Below are 22,180 nucleotides of genomic sequence, written 5' to 3' on the forward strand. Positions count from 1 at the left end.
GAGCATGGCTATGAATGAGACAGTTTCCTGGAGTAACGGCCCGGTCCCGGACGAGCGCCGATCGCGGGCGGATGCGCCGCGCTTTGTTCCGCAGGGGGCCAATCCCCTGTTGGAGGCCGCCAACCCTTTGCTGGTGATGGTGTCCGATATACGCCGCAGCGCCCGACATGCAGACCCGGCAGGTCTGCGTGCCAAGCTGGTGGCTGAAATCCGTCAATTTGAGTTGCGCGCCCAGGCCGTGCCCGTGGCCAATGAAACCATTCTGGCCGCTCGTTATTGCCTGTGCACGACCTTGGATGAGGCGGCCGCGCTAACCCCTTGGGGGCAAGCCGGAGTCTGGTCCTCGCACACCTTGCTGGTCACTTTTCATAATGAAACCTGGGGCGGCGAGAAGTTCTTTCAGCTTCTGGATAAATTGATGCAAAGCCCGGCGGCGCATTTACAGCTGTTGGAGCTGATGTATTTCTGCCTGGCTTTGGGTTTTCAAGGCCGCTATCGCGTGCATGAGCAGGGCGCCAGCCAGCTGGAAACCGTGCGCCAACGGCTGTACATGAGCTTGCGCCAGTATGGGCAGACGGTACCAGCCGCTCTGTCCCCGCATTGGCGCGACAACCCGGCGCAGAAAGTTGGCAAGCCTTTGCCTGTGCCTATCTGGGTGGCCGTTTGTGTGGCCTTGCTGCTGTGCTTGTTGATGTATCTGGGTACCAGTCTGTTGCTGAACCGGCAGTCTGATCGGGCTTTCGAGGACATTGTGGCTTTGCGCCTGCCGGCCTTGCAGACACAGGGCCAACCACCGTCTAGTGGCGTCGCACCGCCAGCACCTTTGGCCTTGGCAGAGCTGCTGGCCCCCGAGGTGGCCGAGGGTCTGCTGACCGTGCGAGATCAGGCCGATCGCAGCGTCATTATCCTGCGCGGCGACGGCCTGTTCGATTCAGGAGCTGACCAGATCCGTGCGCCGTTGCTTCCCGTTATTGCACGTATCGCAGATGCATTGGAAGCCGCGCCGGGCTTGGTGCTGGTAGATGGCTATACCGATAACGTCCCCATACGCAGTGTGCGCTTTCCTTCCAATTTTCATCTCTCGCAGGCTCGTGCCGATTCGGTCAAGGCCGTCTTGCAGGAGCGCTTGAGTCAGCCAGAACGTGTACGCGCACAAGGCCGGGCCGATGCTGCGCCTGTGGCAGACAATGGCACCGCTCAAGGTCGGGCACAGAACCGACGGGTGGAGATCACGATCGTGCCCTTGAGCAAGGAGGCCGGGCAATGACACGTCTTTTGAGTCTGGTCTTTAGCCGTAGCGTCTGGACCTTTGTGGGTGTGCTGATTCTGCTGGTGCTGATCTGGTTGCTGGGGCCTTTATTGGCGATTGGCCAAACCCGGCCATTGGAAACCGAGCCGTCGCGCTGGATTGCGATGGCTGTGGTGGTGGTGTTCTGGTTGCTGCGCTTGTTGTGGCGCAGCTGGCGTGAAGGCCGCTTGAACGCGCAGTTGCTAGGCCAATTAAGCCGCCCGGCGCAGAAGGCATCAGCATCGAGCAATACGGCTACGCCGCATCCTTTGCAAAGCCAGTTTGATGAGGCCATCGAACTGCTCAAGCGGATTCGCTTCGGTTCGCATATGGGCGGACGCTTGCGCTCCTTGCTGTCGCGTCAGTACGTGTATCAGTTGCCCTGGTATGTGTTCATCGGTGCACCCGGAGCAGGTAAAACCACAGCGCTGGTCAATTCCGGCTTGCAGTTTCCCTTGTCGGAGCGCTACGGAAAAACGTCTCTGCGAGGTGTGGGGGGCACGCGCAATTGTGACTGGTGGTTTACCGACGAAGCCGTCCTGTTGGATACGGCAGGACGCTACACCACGCATGAAAGTGATCCGGTAGGAGATGAGCAGGAATGGCGTGGTTTCCTGGGCCTGCTCAAGCGCTATCGCCGCAGGCAGCCGATAAATGGCACTTTGCTGACTATCAGCGTGCCAGATTTGTTGTCCAGCACGGCCGCGCAACGTCACGATCATGCGCAGGTCTTGCGCCAGCGCTTGGCTGAATTGCGCGAGCGTTTGGGGATTCAGTTTCCTATCTATGTGCTGGTCACCAAAATGGATTTGCTCCAGGGCTTTCAGGAGTATTTCGACCATTGTGATCGTCAGGAACTGGAGCAGGTCTGGGGCTTCACCTTGCCTTATGAAAGCTCGCGCGAAGCGGGATTTTCCTTGTCGCATACCTATGGGCGCGAGTACGAAGCCTTGCATCAACGCCTGGAGCGTGGTCTGGCGGCCGTGATGGCCGAGCAGCCCAACGAAAGCGTGCGTGCCGAAGCCTATCTGCTGCCACAACAGTTTGCTCGCCTGGGGCCGGTGCTGGAGGAGTTTCTGGAACAGGTGTTTAGCCAGTCCCGCTTCGAGGCACCCCTGTTGCTGCGCGGCGTGTACTTCACCAGTGGTCGGCAAGGAGGTGTGCGTCTGGATCAGGTGCGGGACTCCATGCGCGAGTATCTGGAAGTGGATGTGCAGGCGGATCAAGCGCAGCCGGTGGCCGGTCAGGGCCGCAGCTATTTTCTGACCCAGCTGCTGAAAGAGCTGATCTTTCAGGAGGCCGGTGTTGCAGGCCGCGACGAGCGCTGGGAGCGCCGCGTGCGCTTGCGTCATTTTCTGGTCTACGGTCTGGTGGCGGTGGGTGTGTTGCTACTGGGGCTGGCCTGGAGTCGCAGCTTTCTGTTGAACCGCAGCTATGTGGAGCAGGTTGAAGGACGTGTTCCGCAGGCTCAGCAACAGGCGGACCAAACACAGGTGCTGGATACCACCCCGGCGGTCGGCTTGCTGCCTTTGCTGGATATGTTGTCGTTGCTGCCGCAAAGCGATCAGTTTCCCTTGAATGCGCCCGGTTTGGAGCGGCGCATGGGCCTGTATCAGGGTGACAAGATGAAGGCCGCTGCCGATACCGTCTACCAACGCGCTTTGGAGAAATTGCTGGCCCCCTTGCTGGCGCGTCGTATCGAAACCGTGTTGCGTAGCGAGCAGGCGCAGGACCTGGAGTACGGCTACGAGGCCCTGCGCGCCTATTTGATGCTATACGACACGCGGCGCTATGACGCTGCCCATTTGCAGACCTGGTTGCTGGGCAGTTTGAAGCAGGACTTGCCGGCTGGCTTTACCCAGTCGCAATACGACAGGCTGGAGAGCCATGTCCGTGCAGTGACGCAGGCGGGCTTGCTCTTGAATCCCTTCCCGCGCAATGAAGCCTTGATTGAACAAAGCCGGGAACGTCTGGCGCGTATCAGTCTGGAGCAGCGCACTTATAGCCGCATGCGCCGTATTCTGGCCGCCACACCCGGTTTGATACCTATGTCGGTCTCAGGCATGGCCGGGCCATACGCGGCCTCTGTATTCAAGCGCGAAAGTGGCAAACCGTTAACCGAAGGGATAGACGGTCTGTACACCTACGAGGGGTACTGGACCGTGGTTGAACCACGTATCGACAGCGAATTGCAGCAGATGCGCGAGGATGACCGCTGGATTCTGGGGCTGGATACGGGCGCAGGGCAGTCCGAGGCGGCGCGTCGTGCGGCAAGCCAGGAGCTGCGTCGTCTGTATCTGCTGGATTATGTGCGTGTGTGGGATGAGTATCTGGCTGATTTGCGCCTGCTGCAAGGCGGCAGCTTGCTGGAAAACATTCAGTTGGCTCGGACCTTGTCCATGGCCGATTCGCCCCTGAAGCAGTTGGTCCAGCAGGTGGCTTTGCAAACTCGTCTGTTGCGAGAGGATGCGCAGCAGGGGGCCTCCTTGGGGGCACAAGCCAAAGTGCGGCTGGACGATACCCGGCAGGCGTTGGAGCAGATGTTTGGCCCGGTCGGCTTGGAGGGTAGTCGTCGTAATGAGCCCCAGGCCAAGCAGGTAGAGGCGATTGTGGATCAGCACTTCGAGCCTTATCACCGTCTGGCCTCCAGTAGTGGCGGGGCACCAGCGCCTATTGATGGCACCCTGGAGTTGCTGGATGAGTTCTATGCTTTCTTGACCTCCTCGGATGCTGCTCTGCGCAGCGCGGGTACACCGCCGCAGTCCAATGTCTTGACCAAGTTGCAGGCAGAGGCAGGTCGGTTGCCTGGGCCTTTGCGTGATGCGCTGGATCAGTTTTCGGTAGGTGCTTCTGCCGAGATCGCGTCGCGGACTCAAGCCAGTTTGGGGCAGTTGGTAAATGCCACTATTGGTCAGTTTTGCCGTAGTGCGATTGCCGGTCGATATCCCTTCGCCGCTCAATCCAGGCAGGATGTCGCACCTAATGATTTTGCCCGCATGTTTGCGCCGGGTGGCTTGATGGATGCCTTTTTTCAAGAGCATCTGATGCATCAGGTGGATATGTCAGGTGGACGCTGGCGTTTCAAACCGGGCATAGATGGGCAGGCAGCGGCCAACTTCCGTTATCTGGATGCGTTTCAGCGTGCGGCTGTGATTCGGGACGTGTTCTTCCCGGCAGGCAGTAATCAACCGCGTATTGATATGGCGTTCACTCCGGTTCAGCTGGATGCAGAACTGTCGCAAGTGCTGCTGGATGTGGATGGCCAGGTGCTGCGTTATGCCCATGGCCCACAGGTTGCCATGGGGGTACAGTGGCCGGGGCCGCGCGGGGGCCGTCAGGTCAGTCTGGAGGCACAGCCACAATCCGAAGGGTCAGGGATGAGGGCGACAGGTGCCTGGGCGTTGTTGCGATTGCTGGACAAGGCACAGCCTGTATCGGGTGCGTCTGCCGGGGCACAGCGCTTGTCTTTTGCTTTGGGGAGTCGTCAGTTTGTGGTGGATGTGGTGGCCAATAGCTCCAGGAATCCGTGGCGTTTGGCGGAGATGAGAGGGTTTAGCTGCCCGGGGAGCCATTGAGATGCGCCAGGATGATTTCGACTCCAGCCCGGAGGTGATGTGGTACGGCAAGATTCCGGCCATGGGGGACTTTGTACGTCGACGTATGCCCGAGCCGATTTTGTTGCCGTGGGAGCGCTGGTTCAGCAGTGGTGTCAGCCAGATTCGTTCGCCCAGCAAGACTGCTGGAGCCAATATGCCCAGCTCGCCTGTCCATGCCTGGGGATTTCTGATGTCCTTGCCGCAAGGGGGCGTGCAAGCAGGAGCGGTCATGCCCAGTCAGGACCGGGTTGGGCGCGAGTATCTGGTGTGCGCTTTGGTGCCTTTGAATGCCGAGCAATGTCAGCGTGTCCGTCTGCCTGTACTGGCCAATATGGTTGAGCAATTGGGCCTGTCCTTGCAGCAAGGGGTGCGGTTTTGCTGGGCGGCAACCCAGTTGGATCAAACTTTGTGTAGTGCCGTGCCTTATGCCGGTTTGCTGGCGGAGAGTGTTGCCGCCCAGTCCGAGCAGCGTGATGCCGGGCAGGACATTCTGGATGTTTTGTACGGCTCTCGTGCGCCGTCTGTGCCACAAGACCCGTGGGCTGTCCTGCAGCCTTGTCTGGAGCCCGGCTCCCACCGTAGTTACTGGTGGTGCCTGGGCATGAACAATCCTGGCTGGCGCAGCGTGACGCACAGCGGCGAGCTAAGTCTGGCCCTGTTTCGGCGCTTGTTCGTGTCAGCAACAGCGGCAGATGCAGCAAGCCGCGCCTATCAACCATGGTGAGACCTTTCATGAAACGTACAAACTCTGCCAAGGATGTCCAGGGTCGCCCTTTGGGGCAGATTCTGGACTCTTTGCTGCTGGACCAACGGCTGGTGATTCTGGATCAATTGGCCTTGCAACTGGCCGAGCTGCATGAGCACCAGGAATGGTATGGCGTGCTGGGGCTGGATACGGTGGTTTTGAGTGATGAAGGTCTGGTTCAGTTATTGCCGCTGGAGCAGAACATGCACAAGCGCAGTCTGGCACAGGCGCGTGCTCAGGGTATGGCCTTTGATGAGCCTTGCGCGGCCCCCGAGCAATATGTGGATGATCCTGTGCGGCCTGCTGGCCCCTGGACGGATGTTTACGCTTATGCGGCCTTGCGCTGGCAACTGACGACGGGCTTTCCTCTGATGGCCGCCCCTTGGCGGCAGTTGAAAGATCCTGTGGTGATGGACGAGGACGCGGACGGTCCGACGCAGGCCATGTTGCAGGGTCTGGCCCTTGACTGGGTGCAGCGGCCTCAGTCCATGGCTTCTTACCGAAGGCTGGAACGATTGGGGCAAGTGCCAGAGCCTGTGCCCGCACATGCTCCCGCTGCGCAAACTGTGCTGCCGATTACGCCTGAACGGCGGCCTTCCTTGCCATTGTGGCTGGCGGGCTTGGCAGTAATCGTTCTGGCAGGGCTGGGGGCGGCGTATTGGAGCGGCGATGGCGATACTTCCGGGCCCGCTGTTGCTTCGTCTGATGCCAATCGTCCGGCGGTGGTGGGCGACACGCCTGAGGAGTCCACATCAAGGCCGGGACCGGGATCAATCACGTCGGAGTTGCAGGGCGGGCTGGTAGCGGATGGAGAGTCCAAGCCGAATGATGTGGCTGCTTTGGGTGCAGGGGTGGGGTCTGCCTCCCAATCGGGGCAGCCTTCGGTGGCAGGATCAGATCAGCTTGGGTCGCAGTCGACAGGTGCACAAAATGACTCGGTGACAGGGCAGCAATTAGCCCAGGCTTCGGGCTCGCAAGCCGCGACAACAACGGAGTTGAAACTGCTGGCCGAGTCGGGAGCTTTGCAGCCTGCTTTGCCAGTTCAAACACAAAACACATCGGATGATGCAGCTCGCCTGGTTTTGGCCGATCATGCTGCCGGAACAGCCGGAACAGCCGGAACAGCCGGAACAGCCGGAACAGCCGGAACAGCCGGAACAGCCGGAGCCGCTGGAGTTACAGGAGCTACTGGAGGGGGAGCAGCAATAACAGGCGCCCCCGGAGTTAATGAAACTACCGGGGCAGCGGGAAGTGTCGGAGCAATGGGAATTACCGGGACTGCTACGGCCACTGCATCAGGGGTGGCCGCAAGCACGCAAACCGACTCCTCTGAGCCTTCCGCGCAAGTCGATCATGTGGAACAACTGGATCCTGTCGCTGCCAAGCCTGCGCCACCTGCCAAGGGCACAATCGCCCTGGATATACGGCCTTGGGGGGAGGTCTATGTGAATGGCCGAAAGCAAGGTGTCAGCCCGCCTTTGAAGTCCTTGTCACTGGCTCCAGGCTCGCACCGCATTGTTGTCAAGAATGCGGGATTGCCAGAGTTCAGCACAACAATTCGAGTGCGCTCAGGAAAGACGGCCAGCGTCAGTCACGAGTTCAAATAGGCTGCGAGAACCGAGAACCGAGAACCGAGAACCGAGAACCGAGAACCGAGAACGAAGACGCTTGAAGGCGGCGTAGCTGACTTACGTCGTCTTGCGCTTGCCGATCAGCCCTGTAGCCAGCAATGTCCCGAACAGAACGGTACTCATACCGATCAGCATCTGTGCGGTCAGGGCCTCGTCCAGCAGCAAGGCACCCCACAACACCCCAAAAGGTGGCACCAAAAAGGTCACCGTAATGGTTTTGGAGGGGCCGACATTGGACAGAAGGCGGTAAAAAATCAGATAGGCGACGGCCGTGCACAGCAGGGATAAGGACAGCGCAGCCCCCCAGGCATGCAGGCCCGGAAACTGTGCGGGCCACCAGTAAATGGCTGCGGGCAATAGAACCAATGTTGCGCTGACCATGCTGCCTGCTGCTACTGCCTGTGGCTGCACGCCGCGCAGATAGCGGGCGGTAAAGTTGGCGGCAATACCGTAAAACACTGTGGCCAGCAAAGATGCCAGCACAGCCCAGCCTTCGGCGCCTTTATTGAAGCTGAGCTTGTCGTACACCAGAATCAGAATGCCCAGGAAGCCCAGACACAGGCCCAGAATCCGGCTGGGTGTCAGGCGCTCTTTCAACCAGACTCGTGCCACCAGTGCGCCGAACAAGGGAGCCATGGCATTCAAGACGGCCAGCAAGCCAGACTCCAGTCGCAAGGCTGCGAAGGCGTATAAGGAGAAGGGCACGGCGGCATTCAGAATGCCCAGCGCAAAGATGGGTTTCCAGTTCGCCAGAAAGATGGGCAAGCGTCCGGTGACGGTGATGTAGCTCATCAAGGCCAGGGCGCTGACACCGACCCGTATGGCGGTCAGGGGAAAGGGGCCAAAGTCGGGGACCGCTTGCAGCGTAAATAAAAACGAGCCGCCCCAGATGGCGGCCAGCAGGAATAAATCGCGTAAGTCTTTGGGGGACATGGGAGTCAGATTGGTGGCGGCGGTCCGCATGGGCCGCATAACAGAGCCGATTGTAATCCTCTGGCCGCGACCAGGACATCGATGCGGAACGTTCAAGTGGAAGGATCTGAAATCCCTTGATGCTTTAAACAGACAGCTCGTTGTTCAGAGCCCGTTTCAGGACGTTGAAGACGCGTTTGTCCCCGCATTGAGCGACGTTGAAACGCAGAAACTGGGCAGCATCAGGAGCTTGGCTGAAAACAGGGCCAGGGGCCAGCACGATGCCATGGGGCAGGCAGGCGCGTGTCAGGCTCAAGGCATCATTTCCGGCCGGCAGACGGACCCAGAGAAACATGCCCTCGCGGGGGCGCAGCCATGGCGTCAGGCCAAGTTGCTCCAGCTGTGCCACGGCATGATCCATGGCTTTGGAGAGCCGGTATCGAACTCGTTCCAGATGTTTGCGATAGCCGCTGTCGCCAAGCGCGCTGTTCAGAATATGTGAGGCCAGGCGGTTGCTGCTGAAACTGGTGGCGGTACGCAAGTCGACCAGGCTCTCGATCCATGGAGTCTGGGCCGCGATATAACCGCAGCGCAAGGCGGCCGACAGTGTTTTGGAAAAACTGCCTATCTGTACTACGCGGGACAGCCCATCCAGTGCCGCCAGTCGGGTAGCGGGTCGGGTCTCCAGATCCCCGAAAATATCGTCCTCAATAATGTAGAGGTCGGCGCGTTGCGCCATGGCCAGCACGCTATGGGCCGTCATGGCCGAAAGACGTGCGCCGGTTGGATTGTGTATGCCTGAATTGGTGATGTACAGGCGGGGTTTGTGTTCTTTAAGGGCAGCCTCAAAGGCCGCCAGATCAGGGCCCTGATGGGTATAGGGCACGCTGGCGATTTTGGCCCGATGCGCTCGCAGCAGCGCATGGAAATTGAAGTAGCAGGGGTCGTCCACCAGGACCGTATCGCCTGGCTCCAGAAAGAAGCGACAAAGCAGGTCAATAGCTTGAGTGCCCGAGTCGGTCAGCATGATGTGATGCGGGGCAGCATCTATTTCGGACTGCACGAGACGACGGGCCAGCATTTGTCGCAAGGGCTCTAGGCCCAGAGGCGAGCCGTAGTCCGTCAAGTCCGCGCTGGGGCTACGGGCGGCCTTACGTAAACCGCGGCGCACTCCTTGGTCATACATCCAGTCCGAGGGCAGCCACCCGCAGCCGGGCATCAGGACATCGGCCTCGGCTTCCAGAGATTGGCGCGAGATCCATAAAGGATCGATATCCTTTTCCAGAGCTGGTTCCAGGGCGGCCAAGCTGAGTGGAGCCAAAGGAGCCGTCACATAAAAGCCGGAACCCGCGCGAGCCTCGATCAGACCTTCAGCGGCCAGCCTGCCATAGGCTTCGACAATCGTGGATACCGACACGCCTGCCGATTTTGCTTGTGCGCGTACGGATGGCAGGCGGGTACCGGGCGGGTAGGTCCGTGCCGCGATGCGATCACGTACGGATTGCATGATGTAGTCGATACGGGTCAAAGCAGACATGAGGCTGGCTCGGGTACGGTGTATGGGTCCGGTGAGCAGTACGGTTTTTTAAAACTGTACTGGACTGTGCCTGTGTATGCTGGCATAGCTGTGTTGTACTGACAAGCATCTTTGTTGGAGAGTGAATGATGGATAGCAAGGCAGTCAGCTGGCTAAATGGCTTTATAGGCGTAGCAATCTTTGCCGGATCTCTGCCGGCCACACGTGTTGCTGTGCTGGGTATGGATCCTTTTTTCCTGACTGGCGCGCGAGCGGTAGTCGCCGCCTTGTTGGCAGCGGTCTGGTTGCTGATCGGGCGTGTGGCACGGCCAAAGCGATCAGACTTGTTACCCCTGGCCGTGGTTGGTTTTGGTGTCGTGCTGGGGTTTCCCTTGTTGACGGCGCTGGCCTTGCAGTACATCACTTCGGCGCATTCTATTGTGTATGTCGCCTTGTTGCCTTTGTGCACAGCCCTCTTCGGGGTAGTCTTGGCCGGAGAGCGGCATAAGCCCGTGTTCTGGCTGTGCTCTGTTTTGGGCTGCTTGCTGGTGATGGCCTATGCTGCGCGAGAAGGTCTGGATGCGGCCTGGCAAGGGGACCTGTATATGCTGGCCGCCGTGGTGGTGTGTGGCTTGGGTTATGCCGAAGGTGGACGCCTGTCGCGTCGTTTGGGTGGCTGGCAAGTTATTTGCTGGGCCCTGGTGCTCTCCTCGCCTTTCATGTTCGTCATGATGCTGTGGTTCTGGCCGCAAACATTCAGCAATGTGAATACAGCAGCCTGGTTAGGTTTCGGCTATGTGTCAGTGTTCAGCATGTTCCTGGGATTTGTGTTCTGGTATCGGGGGTTGGCGCAGGGAGGGATTGCCGCAGTGGGGCAACTGCAGTTGTTGCAGCCTTTTATGGGCCTGGGACTGGCTGCCGCCTTGCTGGGTGAGTCCGTCAATGCCAGCATGATCTGGGTGACTTTAGGCGCTGCCTTGTGCGTGGCGGGGGCGAGGCGCTTTGCTTCGTGATGGCAGAAGCCGGACGATAAAAAACCGGCCTGTCCCATTCATGGACAGGCCGGTTTCAAGACAAGCTGAGCAAGCGTTTTAGGCTTCCGCGTGCTTGGCTGCTTCTACCGCTGCATGCGTATCTTCTTTAGCACCATTAAAGAACAAGTTCAGCAGAACGGCAGCAATCGAGGTCAGCAGGATGCCCGATTCGATCAGCGGGTGAATGGCGTGAGGCATCCACTGCATGTAGTTGGGCGCAACCAGAGGAATCATGCCCACGCCAATGGAGATAGCCACAATCATGGAGTTGTTGCGGTTGGTCTTGTAATCCACGCCGGACAGAATGCGGATACCAGTAGCCGTCACCATACCGAACATCACAATCCCGGCACCGCCCAGAACCACGGTGGGCAGGGACTCAACCAGGGCAGCCATTTTGGGCAGCAGGCCCAGAATGATCAAAATCACACCCCCGGCCACGCAGACAAAGCGGCTGCGCACGCCTGTCACGGCAACCAGGCCCACGTTTTGCGAAAAGCTGGAGTAGGGGAAGGTGTTGAAGATACCGCCCAGCAAGGTGCCCAGACCGTCGGTGCGCAGGCCGCGTGCCAGATCTTTCTGATCCACTTTCTTGCCTGTCATGTCGCTAAGAGCCAGGAACATGCCGGTAGACTCAATCAGCACCACAATCATGACCAGTGTCATGGTCGCAATGTGCAGGATATTGAACTTGGGCATCCCGAAGTGGAAGGGCAGAACCAGATCAACCCAAGCTGCATTGGCGACTTTCTCGTAGGTCATGATGCCCATGGCCGAGGCCACAACGGCGCCAATAACAATACCCAGCAAGACGGCCACGTTAGCCAGAAAGCCTTTGGCAAATTTGGCGATCAGCAGAATCGAGGTCAGCACGATGGCGGCAATACCCAGGCCAGTCAGGTTGGCGTAGCGCGGGTTCGGTACCGTTGCTTTCAGGGCCAGACCTTCTGGAGGTGGGAGCAAGGCCGAGCCGGGCATGGCCGCGGCCGATTGTGCGTGCTGAATCCAGGCCAGGTGGTCGGGGTTGATGACCGTGGGGGCGGTAGGGCCAACAGGGTTACCGAAAATCCAGTTGATCCCCACTCGCATCAGCGTAATGCCGATCATGGCAATAATGGTGCCGGTGACCACAGGCGGGAAAAAGCGCAGCATGCGGCTGACGGCAGGGGCGATGATCATGGTGATGATCCCTGCCCCGATGACCGTGCCAAAGAGCAACTGGGCTCCTTCCTGGCCGGGGTTGGCCTGTGCCATGGAGACCATGGGGCCGACAGCGGCAAAGGTCACACCCATCATGACGGGCAGCTTGATACCAAAATACTGCGTAAAGCCCATCGATTGGATGATGGACACGATGCCGCAGACAAACAGGTCAGCAGCAATCAGGATCGATACTTCTTCAGACGTCAGGTTTAATGCCCGGCCCACAATTAGTGGAACCGCGACGGCACCGGCGTACATTACCAGAACGTGCTGCAAGCCCAGTGCAGCCAGCCTGCCGTTCGGTAATCGTTCGTCGACGGGTGCGGTGGTCGCGTTCGTACCCATGAAATGTCTCCAGAGTGGATTAATTATTAGATGAAGCCATTTCAATGTAACGGCGTGCGACAGCCCTGTCATAAGACAATTCGTATAGAGCCTAGGTGGACCTAGCTATAGATGAGGGATAACCCCCAAAAAAAACGCCCTGATTTGGGCGTTTTTGATGCGGCTAAGGGAAAACACTGCTTTGGTGACACATGGTCAGGTCATGGGGGAAGGTCGTTGTATACCGGCACCAGTAACGGGTTCGCGCTCGTCGCGCGTATGTCGTGTTTGTATCAAAAATGAGTTTTTCACTACGACTTGATGGTTGTGTCAGGCCTATTGGAACGTCAGCAAGTGTCAGTTATGACTGCCTTGTAAGCTGCCTGATAGTCCTGAAAAAGCTCGTCTTGCGGCTTTAGCACAGCATCGGATTGTTACAGTGCGGCCCTGCTCGATTTCAATTCTTTATAGATTAGAACAACTGCGTAATGGTAACATTCGCAGCTGCTAATCTTTTTGCAGTGCAGCAGGCTACCGCCAAGTAGGCAGGATTTTTTGGCGAGGAGCAGTCTTTGCTTAATGTCGAATTGAAGTTTTTATTTCGCTAAAGGTGGCGACGAAATAAAAAAATCTTTGATATTTTGCCTAGTGTCTTGATTAGACAGCCTTGGTAAATATACCCAAGGCTTTGTTATTTTTCAAACACTCGTTTTTTTTGGTTAACAATAAATAGAATAATATCGTCAGGGAATATTTTATTTGAATATTTTATTTTTAGCATTATTGCCTAAATAAAATTCGAAAATAAATATCATCGAATTGCATGGAGTTTATATATATACCATGTAATTGGGGTTTGTAAATCATAGTAACGGGATGTAAGTTTCGCCATTGTTTACTGGTGTGCTGCCTGCGACACGGCTATGTCAGAAGTCGTTGTCCGAAATAGCGTTTTATCAAATATGACTATTCCGTGCTCCGCGGTGACAGGGCAAGTCAGTAAAGATCGAAAGGGTAGGGTGCGTGTCTCAAAATACAGGCAAGGGTGCTAAGGAGTTAGAAGCATCCCGTACGGATATTAATAAAAGCAATACTGCGTCTGGAGCAATCGCCATTATTGGTATGGCGTTTCGCTTTCCGGGTGACCTGTCGCAGCCCGACCAGTTCTGGAATGCCTTAATTGAAAAACGCGACCTGGTTACGGAAATCCCGGCGGATCGCTGGGCGACGGCCGAGTTGCAACACGATAAAAGGTCCGAGCCGGGGCGTAGCATTACTTTTTCGGCTGGTGTCTTGTCGCGCATCGACGAGTTCGATGCGGACTTTTTCGGCATTTCCCCTCGCGAAGCCGCCTGGCTGGACCCCCAACAACGCTTGTTACTGGAGCTGTCCTGGGAAGCCATGGAGAATGCGGGCGTCTTGCCCTCCAGCATGGCCGGTAGTGACTGTGCGGTTTATGTTGGTATTTCCGGCCTGGATTACGGCATGCGCGGTCTGGACGATTTAGCCAGCCTGACAGCACATATGATGACCGGCAATACCATGAGTATCGCCGCCAACCGTCTGTCCTATATCTACGACCTGCACGGTCCGTCCATGGCGGTGGATACCGCCTGCTCGTCTTCTTTGGTCGCTTTGCATCAAGCCTGCTCAAGTTTGCGCAATGGCGAGGCTTCGACAGCCTTGGTCGGTGGCGTCAATCTGTTGCTGCACCCTTATCCCTTTGTTGGCTTTACCAAAGCGTCGATGCTATCGGCAGATGGCCGTTGCAAGGCGTTTGATGAGGCTGGTAATGGTTACGTGCGGTCCGAAGGTGGCGCGGTACTGATGCTCAAGCCCCTGGAGCAGGCGCTGGCCGATGGCGACCAGATACAGGCCGTCATTTTGGCAACAGGCGTGAATGCCGATGGGGCTCGCAAGACCGGCATTACTATTCCTAGCTGCCAGGGACAAATTGAGTTGATGCGCTCCGTGCTGGAGCGCAGTGGCCTGACAGCGGCTGATGTTGACTTTGTAGAAGCCCACGGTACCGGTACAGCCGTAGGCGATCCTGTTGAAACCACCGCCATCAGCGCGGTGTATGGCAAATCGCGTGAACAGCGTTTGCCTATTGGTTCAGTCAAAGCGAACTTGGGCCATATGGAGTCGGCCTCCGGCATGGCTGGCCTGGTCAAGACAGTGCTGGCATTGCAGCACCAAGCCTTGCCGCCTGCTTTGCATTTGAATACCCCCAATCCCGCCATTGATTTTGATGGTTTGAATCTGGAGCTGCTGCCCCAGGGCCGCGAATTGCAGCGCACCGATGGCAAGCCTTTGGTCGCAGGACTTAACTCGTTTGGCTTTGGTGGTGCCAACGCCCACGTCTTGTTGCAGGCTCCTGTAGCGACAATGGCCCAATCGGCAACGGTGCCGAACTCGGGTTTGCCGCCTTTGGTTTTGTCGGCCAAGACAGAAGCCGCTCTGCGTGAGCAAGCGGGTAATTATGCGGACTTGCTGGACGGCAAGACGGCGCAAGATTTTTACGATGTCAGCTACGCGGTCACTCACCGTCGTCAGACTTTGGCTCGTTGTTTGATCATTCAGCCCGAAACGGTTGAAGAAGGCGTGGCGCAATTGCGTGCTTACGCGCAAGGCCAAGCCCCACAAGGTTTGCAAACCGTAGACGCCCTGAGCAAAGAAGGCCAATTGGCCTTTGTCTACGCCGGTAACGGAGCGCAGTGGCTGGGCATGGGCGTGACCTTGTTGCGCGAGTCCCCTCGTTTTGCGGCTTTGCTGTCCGAACTGGACGCCATGATGCAGCCCTTGGCGGGCTTTTCGCTGCTGGAGCAATTGCAGGCCGAACCTGCCGCTTCCCGCATGGACGACACGACAGTCGCCCAGCCTTTGTTGTTTGCTGTACAGGTTATTGTGACGCGCATGCTGCGCGAAGATGGCATTGAACCTGATGCCGTGGCTGGCCACAGTGTGGGCGAAATCGCTGCTGCCTGGGCCGCTGGTGCCTTGGATCTGGAACAAGCCATACGCGTTATTTGTGCCCGTAGTCAGGCTCAAGGTCTGACTCGTGGCCAAGGCCGGATGGCCGTTATCGGTCTGTCCCAGGAAGCGGTGAACACCTTGCTGGAAGGCTTGGGTGCGGACTTGGGCGTGAATGTGGCGGGGGTAAACAGCCCTTCCAATATCACTCTGTCCGGCAGTCTGGACGGCTTGCTGCGCATTCAATCTGCCTTGGAAGGCCAAAGCGTTTTCTTCCGCCTGCTGGATTTGGATTACGCCTTTCACAGTCCCTATATGGATGGCTTGCTGCCGCATCTGGAAAAGAGCCTGGGCGATTTGCAGCCCGGTCAGCAGGCTCCACAAGCCCGTTTTGTCTCGACCGTTACGGGCGACGAACTGTCCCCGCAAGAGCTGGGCGTGGATTACTGGTGGCGCAATATTCGCGAACCCGTGCAGTTTGAGCAGGCTATTGCCTGTCTGGCGAACCAGGGCTGCCGCGTATTTCTGGAAATTGGCCCGCACGCCATTTTGCAGCGCTACATTCGTGAAACCCTGACTCAGTGTGAGGTTCAGGGTGTGGTGTTGTCCAGCTTGCGCAAGCATGACGATGGCCCGCAGCGGCTGACTGATACGGCCTTGCATACCCTGGCTTTATTGCCGACCCAGTTGAAAGCCCGTTTTCCCGTTGCTGGCAATCCAGTGGAGCTGCCCGTTTACCCATGGCAGCGCGAGCGTCATTGGTACAAGAGCAGCACAGAAGGGATGCGCTCCATCGAGCGTCGTCGTGTGCATGATTTGCTGGGTTGGCGTTTGCCGGATAGCGATATCAGCTGGGAAAACGTGCTGGACCCGGTGATTTTGCCTTGGCTGGCGGATCACAAAGTGGGTGGTGCCATGGTGTACCCAGGTGCCGCTTACCTGGAAATGGCTTTGGCTGCAGCCCGCGAGTGGCTGGGCGAAGCACTGATCCTGGTGGACGAGCTGGATATTCTGGCTCCGCTGGTTTTTGATGGTGAACATGCCCGCAGCCTGCGTTTTGTGCTGAGCCCGCGTGATGGCAGCTTCCATATCAAGAGTCGCCAACGCTTGAGCCAGGACGAGTGGGTGGTACACGCCAGCGGTCGTATTCTGGCTTCGGATGAACGCATGCCCGTGGCGGAGCTCTCGCCCCTGGCCTCGGCTGAACTGCAGATTGATCGCGATCGACACTATCGCTTGGCGCATTCCCTGGGTCTGGATTACGGTCCGGCCTTCCAGGGTTTGAAAGCCTCGCAGGTTCAAGGTACTTACCTGAATGCCGAACTGGAGATGCCCGTCAGCCTGGAGCAAAACGGCTATCTGCTGCACCCGGCCTTGATGGACGTGTGCTACCAGTCCCTGGTGGATTTCTTCGCACAAGATATTGAAGCAGGCCAAGGTGTGGCCTTGCTGCCTGTGAAAGTAGGCCGTTTCACCCTGTCTACGAAAGGGCAGGTAACGCATTTTCGTGCACACCTGCGTCGTAGCAGTGCCCGTTCGGTACTGGCGGATTTCGAGTTGTATGGTGCTGATGGCCGTTTGTTGGCCAGCGCCCAGGCCTGCCGTTTCCGTGCTGCGTATTTCTTGCGCCAGGATCGTCACGCGGTGTCCAACTGGCAAATTACCCCTTATCTGCGTCCTCATCCTCGCGATGAGCGAGTTGCCGTTACGCTCTCGCCTGAGCAACTGGCCCAAAGCGGCTGGGCAGCACTGGCTGACCAGCAGCAAGAGCGAGAAACCTGGTTCCAGCAGACTTTGCCTTTGCTGGATGCCTTGAGCCTGTCCTTTATTTATGAAGCCTTCCAGAACGTAAAGCCTTCCGAACTCAGCACCGAAGTATTGAATAGCCCGTATGGCCGCTGGCTAAGCGAGCTGTTGCGCGCTGAAGAGCTGCTGCAAGATGACGAAGGCTATCGTGTGGTGGAGCAGGCCGATATGCCTGCCGCCCAGGACTTGTGGCGCACAATTTTGCAGGATTCGCCTAGCAGCTTGCCGCAACTGACCCAGATTGGTTCGGTCGGACGCCAATTGCCGGCCTTGTTGCGTGGCGATATTTCAGGCGAAAAACTGCTGGCTTCCTTGCGCCGTTCCCCCGTGGTTGAAGTGCTGTATGACGATGACCCCATGTATCTGGGTGTGCGTCTGGCACTGGAAACCCAGTTGCGAGAACTGGCTGCGAACTTGCCCGCCTCCCAGCGGCTGCGCGTACTGGAAGTCGCCGTAGGCCCAAGCGATTTGCCCAAGACTCTGGCTGCTTGCCTGTCCGAAGACCAGTTTGAATACGTATTGGCTTTGCCAGATGCTGATTTGCAGGCTCGTCAGGCAACGCAGCACCATGCTTTGGCCAACGTGCAGGTGCTCGGTTTTGATCTGCAAGACTGGCAACTGGAGCAGGTCGATAAGCCCCAGTTCGATGTCGTGATTTTGCGCCACAGCCTGCACCGTACCGTGCATGTGCCTCCCGCCCTGATGCGGAGCAAGCAATGGCTGGCGACGGGTGGGGTCTTGCTGGTGGCCGAGTGTCACCCTGACTGGCATGCAGACTTCTTGTCCGGTCTGGACCAAAGCTGGTGGCACGCCGCCGGTGAGTCGCAATCCTCCTCCTTGTTGTCGCCCGAAGGCTGGCACACGGCGTTGGAGCAAGCAGGTTTTGAGCAGGTGCAAACTGCGCAAGAGCCTGCCGCACAGGAATTGAGTGAAGGTGCCTATTTGTTGCTGGCCAAGGCCGCCACAACGCAGGCGATTCCAAACCAGGAAGCCGTCGCTGCAGCGAAATGGGTCTTGTTGTTTGATGAGGCTTCTCAAGTTCAAGCCCATTCGTTGCAAGCCCGTTTGGAAGCAGCTGGCCAAACAGTTAACGCTCAAATCTGGCCGCTCAGTGCAGACATTCTGGCTGATGAGAGTCCTCTGAATGTAGTGCAGATGCTGGGTTGGGCCGATACTGCTGCTGCGGTCAGCCAGACCAGCGCGCAACTGCTGAGCCTGACGCAGGACTTGTCCGCCCGTACCGTTGCAAGTCGCCTGTTCCTGGTGACGCAAGGCGGCGCCTTGCCGGCGATGGCAGAGGAATTGGATTGGACGGTGAATCCCGCCCAGTCGGCCTTGTGGGGCTTTGGTCGCGTCGTGATGAACGAGCTGCCCGCCTTGTCCTGCACATTGATTGATCTGGCCGGTGATGTGAATGCCAGCGATGTCGCTCAGCGTCTGGAACTGGAGTTGCTGTGGCCGGATGAAGCAACAGAAATTGTCTTGTCTCAAGACGCACGCCATACCTTGGTACTGGAAGAGGCTACTGCGGCAGCGACCGCCCAGCTAAGCCAGGATGCCCATTTCAAGCTGGACTTTCAGGTGCCCGGACAACTGCGCAATCTGGAATGGCAAGCTGTTCAAGCGCCGAGCCTGGCTGCAGATCAGGTTGAAGTCCGTACCATGGCCGCGGGCCTGAACTTCCGTGACGTGATGTATTTGATGGGCTTGTTGCCGGACGAAGCCGTCGAAAACGGTTTTGCCGGTGCCAGCCTGGGTCTGGAGTTCTCGGGTGTGGTTACACGCGTTGGTGCTGATGTCACCAATTTGATGGTAGGCCAGCCGGTGATGGGCTTTGGTTCCTCCTGCTTTGCCAGCCATGTGGTGACACGTGCGGATGCTATCGCTCCCATGCCTGAAGGCTGGGATTTTGAAGCTGCCGCCACCGTTCCAACGGTGTTCTTCACGGTCTACTACGCCCTGACGCATCTGGCTCATATCCAGCCCGGTGAAAAAGTGTTGATACACGGTGCCGCAGGTGGTGTGGGGATTGCTGCAATCCAGCTGGCCCGTCATTTGGGCGCAGAGATTTATGCCACTGCTGGCACGGACGAGAAACGCGTATTCGCCTCCTTGCTGGGCGCTGACCATGTGTTCGATTCGCGCAGCCTGAGCTTTGCTCAGGACGTGATGGACGCCACTGGCGGTGAAGGTGTGGACGTAGTGCTGAACTCGCTGGCGGGTGAGGCCATGCGCCGCAGTTTGGACGTCCTGAGTCCTTTTGGCCGTTTCCTGGAGTTGGGCAAGCGTGACTTCTTCGAGAACACGCCGATTGGTCTACGTCCCTTCAAGAGCAATATCAGCTACTTCGGTATTGATGCCGACCAACTGCTGACGGGACGCCCAGCTTTGGCGGGACGTTTGTTCAAGGAAGTCATGGAGCTTTTCCATGATGGCGCGCTGTTCCCACTGCCTTACCGCAGCTTCGGTGCCGAGCATGTGGTTGATGCATTCCGCGCCATGCAGCAGGCTCGTCACATCGGCAAGCTGGTGGTCTCCCTGAAGGATGCCCAACCCCGTTTGCCTGCAAAACAAATCGCTGCTCCTCTCGACTTGTCCGAACAGGGCACGTGGTTGGTTACGGGTGGCTTGTCTGGCTTCGGTTTGGCTTCCGCCCAATGGCTGGTCAAGCGTGGCGTGCGCTCTCTGGTCCTGGCTGGTCGCCGCGGTGCCGAGACCCCTGGTGCACAAGAGCTGCTGAAGCAGTTCCAGGCACAAGGCTGTCGCGTGCAATTCGTGGCGTGTGACGTTACGGATTCCGCAGCAGTACAAGCTGTTGTCGCGCAGATTCAGACGGGTGATAGCCCACTGACTGGCGTGCTGCATGCTGCCGCCGTGTTTGATGATCGCCTGATCGCCAATATGGATCAGGATAGCTTGAACAAGGTACTGCAAACCAAGTTGGTGGGTGCATGGAATCTGCACCTGGCTACTCAGGATTTGAAGCTGTCCCACTTCGTGCTGTATTCGTCTGTGACGACCTCTATTGGTAACCCCGGACAGGCGAACTATGTGGCCGCCAACGCGGGCCTGGAAGGTTTGACGCGCTTGCGCCAGAACCTGGGTCTGGCGGCGTCCTGCATTGCCTGGGGACCGATTGGCGACGCAGGTTACCTGACCCGCAATGAAACTGTGAAGGACAGCTTGGGCAAACGTCTGGGCAAGGCACCGTTGCAGTCGGATCAGGCACTGGATCAACTGGATCGCGTCCTGGCCGTCAATGGCGAAGTGTCCATTGTGGCCAACTTCGACTGGAATGCCTTGGCACGCTTGTTGGCCTCGGCCCAAAGTGAACGCTTTGCTATCTTGAACCGTGCCCGCAAGGATCACGACTCAGGCAGCGATGGCCAGGATATTCACACCTTGATCGCGGGTAAAACGCCCGAGCAAATTCACGCTTTGGTGGCCGAGTGGGTGGCGCAGGAAGTTGCCAACATTCTGCGCACCGAAGTAGACCGTATTGAAACCCAGCGCTCCTTGCATGATCTGGGCATGGACTCCTTGATGGCTGTGGAACTGGCCCTGGGGTTGGAGCAACGCTTTGGCGTGCAGTTGCCCGCCATGGTGCTGAATGATTCTCCCACCGTCTGGAACGTTGCGGCCCGCATTGTGGACAAGCTGACGGCCGGTGGCGAGGACTCGGCAGAGCAGGACGCTGGGCACTTGGTAGCCGATGTCGTACGTCAGCACGGGGACGATATGTCCGAGGCTGACTTGCAAGGCTTGGCAAAAGATGTACAGCGATTGGCAGAAACAGGAACATCACTGATCAATGAGTAAGAACGATCTGGCGCCAGGCAGTAAAGCACAACTGATACAGCGCATTCTGGGACGTAAAACCGGGCAAGCGGCCAGCAATGGCCGCATGGCCGAGCAGTCCGCCACCCATCAGGGGGCGGCCAGCCATATCCCGGAGTCCTACACCCGCTTTGACCGTCATCCCGGTTACGAAAAAATGCTGGTGCCCAAGGCCATGGCTGATCGTATGGGCGTGCGTAACCCCTTTTTCCGCAGCCACGATGGTGTGGCCGCTGCGCGCACCCGTATCGACGGGCGCGACTATCTGAACTTTGCCAATTACAACTATCTGGGTCTTTCTGCACACCCGGAAGTGAATGCGGCCGCCAAAGCTGCGATGGACCAGTACGGCACATCGGCTTCGGCCAGCCGTTTGGTAGCAGGCGAGCGCCGCGTCCAGCGTGAATTGGAAGAAGAGCTGGCGCAGAACTATGAGGTGGATGATTGCGTGGTTTTTGTCAGTGGACATGCCACCAACGTCAGCACCATTGGTTACTTGTTCGGTCCCAAGGATCTGGTGATTCACGATAGCCTGATCCACAACAGTATTTTGCAAGGCATCCAGTTATCGGGTGCCGCCCGCCGTTCCTTCCCTCACAACGACAGCGCCGCTCTGGAGCGCATTCTGGCCGAGATTCGTGGCCAGTTTGAACGTGTGCTGATTGTGATCGAAGGCTTGTACAGCATGGATGGCGACATTCCGAACCTGCCTGCATTTATTGACATAAAGCGGCGGTATAAAGCGTTTTTGATGGTCGATGAAGCGCACGCCCTGGGCGTGCTGGGCAAGACAGGCCGCGGCTCGCATGAGCATTTTGGTGTGGCAGGCCGCGATGTCGATATCTGGATGGGCACCTTGAGCAAGACCCTGGCAAGCTGCGGCGGCTATATCGCTGGCGACCGCGCGCTGGTGGAACTGCTCAAATACGCCGCCTCCGGCTTTGTGTACAGCGTGGGGATTTCCCCCGTGCTGGCGGCTGCTTCGCTTAAAGCCTTGCAGATCATGCGCCGGGAACCCGAGCGTGTGCATACCCTGCAAGAGCGTGGCAGCCAGTTTCTGAATTCGATGCGCTCGATGGGAATCAATACCGGCTTTGCCGAAGGCTACGCCGTGATTCCCGCGATTACAGGCAGTTCTCTTAAAGCAGTCAAACTGTCCGGCCAGTTATTTGATGCCGGTCTGAATGTGCAACCCATTATCCATCCTGCGGTGGAAGAAAAAGCAGCGCGTTTGCGCTTTTTCCTGTCTTCCACGCATAGCCAGGATGACATAGACCTGGCGTGTGAAACCGTTCACACGCTCATGAAGAAATAA

General features: G+C 57.8%; 10 protein-coding genes. 7 read left to right on the forward strand and 3 right to left on the reverse strand.

Annotation, left to right across the window (positions count from 1 at the left end; genetic code table 11):
* Positions 1 to 10: 10 nt before the first annotated feature.
* The 4 genes from ACU6HM_RS15735 to ACU6HM_RS15750 are packed head-to-tail and all read left to right on the forward strand — an operon-like array spanning position 11 to position 7,236.
* On the forward strand, positions 11 to 1,267 hold the full coding sequence (locus tag ACU6HM_RS15735) for a DotU family type VI secretion system protein (RefSeq protein WP_446764037.1): 1,257 nt from the start codon (positions 11 to 13) through the stop codon (positions 1,265 to 1,267).
* Positions 1,264 to 4,863, forward strand: a complete 3,600-nt coding sequence (tssM, locus tag ACU6HM_RS15740) for a type VI secretion system membrane subunit TssM (protein ID WP_021447236.1) — start codon at positions 1,264 to 1,266, stop codon at positions 4,861 to 4,863. Before ACU6HM_RS15735 ends, tssM begins: the two co-directional genes overlap by 4 nt.
* A 1-nt stretch (position 4,864) precedes the next feature.
* Positions 4,865 to 5,608 carry a type VI secretion system-associated protein TagF gene (gene tagF / locus ACU6HM_RS15745; protein WP_250756243.1) on the forward strand — a complete coding sequence of 248 codons (744 nt, stop codon included), beginning with the start codon at positions 4,865 to 4,867 and terminating at the stop codon, positions 5,606 to 5,608.
* A gap of 8 nt (positions 5,609 to 5,616) precedes the next feature.
* Positions 5,617 to 7,236 carry a PEGA domain-containing protein gene (locus ACU6HM_RS15750; RefSeq protein WP_446764038.1) on the forward strand — a complete coding sequence of 540 codons (1,620 nt, stop codon included), beginning with the start codon at positions 5,617 to 5,619 and terminating at the stop codon, positions 7,234 to 7,236.
* Positions 7,237 to 7,317: 81 nt separating this feature from the next.
* Here the strand turns inward: ACU6HM_RS15750 and ACU6HM_RS15755 are convergent, their stop codons facing one another.
* Both ACU6HM_RS15755 and ACU6HM_RS15760 read right to left on the reverse strand, forming a co-directional pair.
* Positions 7,318 to 8,232 carry a DMT family transporter gene (locus ACU6HM_RS15755; RefSeq protein WP_009463539.1) on the reverse strand — a complete coding sequence of 305 codons (915 nt, stop codon included), beginning with the start codon at positions 8,230 to 8,232 and terminating at the stop codon, positions 7,318 to 7,320.
* Between the two features lie 85 nt (positions 8,233 to 8,317).
* The gene (locus tag ACU6HM_RS15760; RefSeq protein ID WP_446764039.1) at positions 8,318 to 9,709 is read right to left on the reverse strand and encodes an aminotransferase-like domain-containing protein; all 1,392 of its coding nucleotides are present in this window, start codon (positions 9,707 to 9,709) and stop codon (positions 8,318 to 8,320) included.
* Positions 9,710 to 9,837: 128 nt separating this feature from the next.
* On the opposite strand from ACU6HM_RS15760, the gene ACU6HM_RS15765 reads away from it, so the two are divergent.
* On the forward strand, positions 9,838 to 10,701 hold the full coding sequence (locus tag ACU6HM_RS15765) for a DMT family transporter (RefSeq protein ID WP_035270575.1): 864 nt from the start codon (positions 9,838 to 9,840) through the stop codon (positions 10,699 to 10,701).
* 78 nt (positions 10,702 to 10,779) lie between these two features.
* On the opposite strand, the gene ACU6HM_RS15770 is transcribed toward ACU6HM_RS15765, so the two are convergent.
* Complete coding sequence (locus ACU6HM_RS15770; RefSeq protein ID WP_446764040.1) at positions 10,780 to 12,270, reverse strand: nucleobase:cation symporter-2 family protein; 1,491 nt, start codon at positions 12,268 to 12,270, stop codon at positions 10,780 to 10,782.
* Positions 12,271 to 13,272: 1,002 nt separating this feature from the next.
* On the opposite strand from ACU6HM_RS15770, the gene ACU6HM_RS15775 reads away from it, so the two are divergent.
* Both ACU6HM_RS15775 and ACU6HM_RS15780 read left to right on the forward strand, forming a co-directional pair.
* Complete coding sequence (locus tag ACU6HM_RS15775; protein ID WP_446764041.1) at positions 13,273 to 20,847, forward strand: SDR family NAD(P)-dependent oxidoreductase; 7,575 nt, start codon at positions 13,273 to 13,275, stop codon at positions 20,845 to 20,847.
* Positions 20,840 to 22,180 carry an aminotransferase class I/II-fold pyridoxal phosphate-dependent enzyme gene (locus ACU6HM_RS15780; protein ID WP_009463527.1) on the forward strand — a complete coding sequence of 447 codons (1,341 nt, stop codon included), beginning with the start codon at positions 20,840 to 20,842 and terminating at the stop codon, positions 22,178 to 22,180. Before ACU6HM_RS15775 ends, ACU6HM_RS15780 begins: the two co-directional genes overlap by 8 nt.

This window comes from Alcaligenes sp. RM2 (assembly GCF_052931795.1).